This is a genomic window from Desulfonatronospira sp. MSAO_Bac3 (genome assembly GCF_003838035.1).
GTDB classification, from domain to species: Bacteria; Desulfobacterota; Desulfovibrionia; order Desulfovibrionales; family Desulfonatronovibrionaceae; genus Desulfonatronospira; species Desulfonatronospira thiodismutans.
Genome location: NZ_QYZY01000158.1, coordinates 1 through 5,726, shown reverse-complemented (window position 1 = coordinate 5,726; position 5,726 = coordinate 1). Strand labels below are relative to the sequence as shown.

The window sequence follows — 5,726 nt, the reverse complement described above, 5'->3', positions numbered from 1 at the left end:
GCGCCCCGCTCTGGGCCGGGGATATCTCCCCTTCAAACAGGGCCTGAAAAACATCCCGGCCCTCACTGTAATCCAGGTCCTGCCCGGAGCATATTTTATTCAGTACTTGTTTTATCTGCATATTTTTCTCCTCATCTCTAATCTCTTAATTCCCTAACGCGAACCATGCCCGCCACCCAAGATAAAGACGTGCTTTTACCTCAATTGGGACAGTCCCCGCGACAACATCTTTTTGGTTACTAAAATCTTTCATTGGCAAAATGGTTTGCCTTTGACCTGGTGGGTTCATAGCGGGGACAGTCCCAGTGCCAAGCGCTCAAGCCTCGTTTTTTTACTCAAACTTTTCTTGTTTATTCTGACAGGGTTTCAGGAGTAAGTCACTGAATCCCAAAATCCCCCAATCCCCCCAATCCCCCCAATCCCTAAATCCCCCAATCCCAAAATCCCTAAATCCCTAAATCCCTAAATCCCCTAATTTACACCGCATAGTTCAAGAAAATTCTGCATAACTTTAGGCCCCCAGGGCGTGAGAATGGATTCCGGGTGAAACTGCACCCCCATCCAGGGCCGATCTGTATATTCCAGCCCCATGACCTCATCATCCTTGGTCCTGGCGGTGATGCGAAAGGCATTGTCGGTAACCGCACGCACCAGCAGGGAGTGGTAACGGCAGACCTCGAAGGGATTGGGGACATCCTTGAAAAGTCCGGTCTCCCGGTGATAAACCCTGGAGGTTTTGCCGTGCATGATGCGATCCGCCACCTCAACTCTGGCCCCGGCGAAATGCCCCAGCACTTGGTGCCCCAGGCACACCCCCAGCACAGGCACCTCTGGACTGAGCTTTTTTAGAAAATCCAGGCACAGACCGGTGTTTTCAGGGCGGCTGGGTCCTGGAGAGATGATTACAGCCTGCAGATCCTGCTTTAGTGTGTCGAATATCTCTTCCTGGTTGTTTCTAAGCACAACCGGGTCCGCACCCAACTTTTGCAGCACCTGAACCAGGTTGAAAGTAAAGGAATCAAAGTTGTCTATGAGCAAAATCATCCGGTCCTCCGGTAAATGTTAGAGCTTTGCGTATGGCCATGGCCTTGTTCTGACATTCCTCCCATTCCTTTTCCGGCACGGAATCAAAAACCACACCGGCCCCTGCCTGCCAGTGTATTTTTCCATCCCTGATCCACAGGCTCCTGATGGTTATGCCCGTATCCAGATTCACGCTGTCCTTGTCTAAGCCTATCCAGCCTATGGCCCCGGCATAGGGCCCCCTGGGGGCGGGCTCGTGCTCCCCGATTATTTCCATGGCCCGGATTTTTGGGGCCCCGGAAACAGTGCCTGCAGGAAATGAAGCCCGGATGACTTCCAGGGCGTCCAGTCCCTCCTTGAGCCTGGCGGACAGATATGAAGTCATGTGCATGACATGGGAAAATCTCTCCACCCGCATGAACTTGTCTACTTCCACACTTCCGGCGACAGCCATGCGGCCCAGGTCATTGCGGCCAAGATCCACCAGCATGACGTGCTCGGCTCTTTCCTTGTCATCGGACAAAAGATCCTCGGCCAGTCGCTCGTCCTCTTTCTCACTCTCACCCCGATGCCTGGTTCCGGCAATGGGCCTTAGTTGCAGCACGTCCTGACCGCACTTGACCATCAGTTCAGGAGAAGACCCCATCAGGGTAATATCTTCCATATTCAGATAAAAAGTGTATGGCGAGGGATTTATACGCCGCAAATGGCGGTAAACCAGAAATGGATCTCCCCGGAAATCCGCGCTGAACCTGGTGGAGAGAACAACCTGGATGGCTTCGCCCTGCCTGATGAGCTCTTTGATGTCACTGACCCTGGCCTGATACTCCTCCTGGGAGGGGGTGGTGCTGACCTTGCCCACCTTGAACTCGCTTCTGGTCTTGCAGGGTTTGGGTTTGGGCAGGGCTATCTCCTTGTCCAGGCAGATGTAATAGCAGTTGTGATGCAGGTGATCGAAAAGCAGTATTCGCCCCGGTAGCACCAGCTGGGCTTCGGCATCCTCCGGGGGCAGTACATCTGCCAGCTTGGGTTCCAGAAGCCCTCCTAGCCCGAACCCCAGATACCCGTAAACCGCCCTGGTCACCGGCGGCAACTGGAAACTGGGATCCGGCTGAACCTCCAGTTCTGCCAGCACAGAGCGCACTCCCTGGATAAAATCCATGCCCTGCATCTCTTTGAGCCCGTCCAAGCGATCATCTAAGGTCTTGACCCTTAGTTTACCCTCGCTGCAGCCAAGCTGCAGCCTGAAATCCCAGGCCAGGAGGCTGTATCTTCCCAGGCGGCCGTCCACCTCGGAACTCTCCAGCATTATCCCCTTTTCTTTGCCGATGAGGCTCAGATAAAGGGACACCGGCGTCTGCGTATCCGCGGGCAGACAGGTGGCCTTCTGCTGCAGGTTGATCATATGTTTCTCCTTTTGCTTAAATTAGCGTAACTATACACCATCTGCTTCAGCTGGATAAACTTAGCTTCTATGCAGATTCATGGTCCGGGGGCTTTGCAAACTGGGCGTAAACTGTATAAGCGACGCGTAGTCACGCCTGTGGCGTGATTGATCAAAACCGTAAAACACCGAACCTGATTCAAAGCATGTTATAGAATATATCCCGACTTTCAAACCAGTGTATAGGTTTTGATTTACGGTTCCTTGGAGCTCGCCCTGTTAAACACCGCATAGCGGTCCTGCTTCGCAGGGTTTAACAGGGTGAAGTTTTTACGTCCTGTTTGCAAAGTCCCCGGACCATGGTGAAGAGTTACAAGTTAGCAATCGTTGCTTCTCCCAAATATAAACAAAAAGGCCACGTTCTCCCGGCAGGGAGGACGCGGCCTTTTATAATGGATCACAATCAAAAAACACGGCTATCCCCCCTGCCTGTCACTGAAATTGCGCCACCACCACAGAGCCTTGTCGGTCAACAGTTCGAATTCACCTGCAGCGCTCAGGTTCAGAAAAGATTTGAAGCGACGGATCATCTGGCCGGTGTAGGGATTGTCCTCTGCCAGGGAAGAAAAAAGTACGGCATCCTCATTGAGCATCTTGCGGGCTGCTGTGGCCCTGCGCCTGAAGGAAGGAGTGGCGAAGGTGTCCAGATCTATATCCTGGGGCAGACTGGCGAAATAGGAGATGGTGGTGACGAAATTAAGGCCCTGAATACAGGCCATGGCCTGGTCGTGCTCCCGGCAGGAACTCATGAAGGTATGCATTCCCCCCCGGTCAAAGACTTCACTGACAGCCTGGACATGGTGATCCTGAAGGTTGTGACCGGGGCAGAGGGCCACTTTGAGCTCATCATCCTCAGAAGGACTGGGACCGAAAAGAGGATGAGTGCCCATAACCGGTCCCTGGTGAAAGTGCTGCATCTTGTTCACCGGCAGGGTCTTGACGGAACTGATATCCGCCACAATCAGGGCAGATGAAAAATAAGGGCTCATAAGCTCCAGAACTTCATCCATTCCAGCCACCGGCACTGCCAGCAGGAGCATATCCGCCCTGCCCAGGATATCCGGCAGTTCTTCTTCAGGAAAGGGCCTGTCCAAGGGCAGCACATTTACTCCACCGGCTGAGAGCTTATTCTTGATCAAAGTCCCCATCTGCCCCTTGGAGCCCACCAGGACCAGCTCATTGACCATATGCATCGATCAGTCCCCTTTGCCTGCGTAAGCCCGGCGGATATTTTCCCACTCTTCCCAGAAGCCGGGAAAGGACTTGTTGACGCAGGCAGGATTGTCCAGGGCCGTCTGGATTCCGGCCAGTTCATAAAGGGAAAGGCTCATGGCCATGCGGTGATCCCCGTAGGTCTTGAACTGAACCTGGCTTCCCCGGAGCAGTTCTGCAGGCTCGATTTCCAGACCGTCCTCTTTGAGCCCGCATCTGCAGCCGGCCCGGCTTACTTCCTGCTGCACCCCGGCCAGCCTGTCGCTTTCCTTGATCCTCAAGTGGGCCACATTGCTTATCCTGGTGGTGCCTGTGGCCATGGAAGCCACAACCGCCACAGTAGGCACCAGGTCCGGACAGGTGCCCATGTCCAGGTCCACACCGTGCAGCCTGGCCGGGGAAACCATCACACCGTTTTTCGTTTCTGAAATCTTTGCCCCCATAAGTTCCAGAATCTCTAAGATGCGGCGGTCTCCCTGCCTGGACTCAAGATCCAGCCCGGAAACCTCCACCGGGAATTCTCCCACTGCACCTGCTGCCAGCAGATAGGAGGCATTGCTGTAATCCCCCTCCACCCTGTATCTGACAGGGTTCAGTACACCCGGATGCACCACGAAACGAATTTTGCCCGGCTCCACGCGCTGGACCTGGTCCGGATCTGCATGCCTCCAATGACCTTCCTGGAGGGTCTGCAGCCGGGCAGGATTGCCGAAACGCTGCATGGTCTGCAGGGTCAGGTGAACGTAGGGCCAGGATACAACCTTTTTGCCTCCGATGTTTATTACCAGAGAAGTGGTGGCCATGGTGGAGGCCAGAAGGATACCGGACAGGTACTGGCTGCTCTCATCCAGGCCCACGGTGACCACACCTCCAGGCAGACCGGAACTCTCTATGCGTACCGGAGGGCATCCGTCAAGACCCAGGTACTTAAACCGTACTCCCTGGCCCTCCAGGCTCTGCCCCAGGCTTTTGATGGGGCGTTCGTGCATACGCCCGGCCCCGGAAATCTCGAAACTGCCCTGCCCTGCCGAGACAATGGCCGCCAGCAGCCTGCAGGTGGTGCCGGACTCGCCCACGTCCAGCTTCACCGGATCCAGCGACGGGGCTTTGATCCGTCCTCCAAGCCCCTGAACCACGGGGGCTGAATCATCTCCTGAAAACTTGGCCCCCAGGGCCGCCAGGCAGTCCCGGGTGCGCAGGATATCCTCGCTCACCAGGACGTTTTCCAGTACCGAGGTTCCCCCGGCCAGCCCCGCCGCCAGCAGCGCCCGGTGGGAAACAGATTTGGACGGGGGTGCCTTTAGTGTGATTGTTTTATGCATAAGGTATATCTTCTGGTTGATATTTATGTGATCCAGCCCTGTTAAGCCAGAATCTGCGGACCGTGGGGATAACTGCCCAGCACCCGCATGTAGTAGCAGTTGTCCTCCAGGTCTTTGAGTACGCTGGCATAATCACCTGCTGTCAGATCGCATTCCACGTCGGCGAAAAACACGTATCTCCACTTCTCGGCCCGCAGAGGCCTGGATTCCAGCTTGCGCATATTGATGCCCTTGCGCGAGAGCACCTCCAGGGCGCTCACTAGAGAACCCGGCCTGTCCAGCACGGAAAAAAGCAGGGACGTCTTCTCACGGTTGCCGGCCTCCGGGGGGTGAGCGCTTATCACCAGAAACCTGGTCCAGTTGTCCGGAATATCCTCAATGGAATTGCCCAGGACATTGAGCTCGTAAAACTTGGTCAGCTTCTGATGTCCCACTGCGGCTGTACCTGGCTCCGTGGACGCCCTGGAAGCGGCCCGGGCCGTACTCTCATCCGGAATCACTTCCACTCCGGGCAGATTGGCCCGAAGCCAGGTGGAGCACTGCTGCAGTGCCAGGGGATGGGAATATATCTTTTTAATTGCCCCCATCTCCGTTTCCCGGCTGAGCAGAAAATGACTGATGCGGAAAAACACCTCGGCGTGAATAAAGACCTCGAACTTTAAAAACATGTCTAAGCTCTGGCCTACGCTGCCCTGCATGGAGTTTTCCAGTGGGATTATCCCCAG

5 protein-coding genes and 1 pseudogene are annotated in these 5,726 nt (G+C 55.1%); all 6 read right to left on the bottom strand.

Going from position 1 to position 5,726, the window contains the following annotated elements:
- Positions 1–121 (bottom strand): annotated as a pseudogene (locus tag D5S03_RS05400) (anthranilate phosphoribosyltransferase); the annotation flags it as partial.
- Between the two features lie 350 nt (positions 122–471).
- Positions 472–1,044, bottom strand: coding sequence for an anthranilate synthase component II (locus D5S03_RS05395; RefSeq protein WP_287042914.1), 573 nt, complete (start codon positions 1,042–1,044; stop codon positions 472–474).
- Positions 1,019–2,428 carry an anthranilate synthase component I family protein gene (locus D5S03_RS05390; protein WP_287042912.1) on the bottom strand — a complete coding sequence of 470 codons (1,410 nt, stop codon included), beginning with the start codon at positions 2,426–2,428 and terminating at the stop codon, positions 1,019–1,021. Before D5S03_RS05390 ends, D5S03_RS05395 begins: the two co-directional genes overlap by 26 nt.
- Before the next feature lie 455 nt (positions 2,429–2,883).
- A complete protein-coding gene (locus tag D5S03_RS05385; RefSeq protein WP_287042910.1) occupies positions 2,884–3,660 on the bottom strand; it encodes a prephenate dehydrogenase/arogenate dehydrogenase family protein in 777 nt (258 codons plus the stop codon).
- A 3-nt stretch (positions 3,661–3,663) separates the two neighbouring features.
- Entirely contained in the window at positions 3,664–5,001 is a 1,338-nt protein-coding gene (gene aroA, locus D5S03_RS05380; protein WP_287042908.1) for a 3-phosphoshikimate 1-carboxyvinyltransferase, read from the bottom strand.
- A gap of 41 nt (positions 5,002–5,042) precedes the next feature.
- A partial coding sequence (locus D5S03_RS05375) for a prephenate dehydratase (RefSeq protein WP_287042906.1) occupies positions 5,043–5,726 on the bottom strand: 684 nt, incomplete at its 5' end.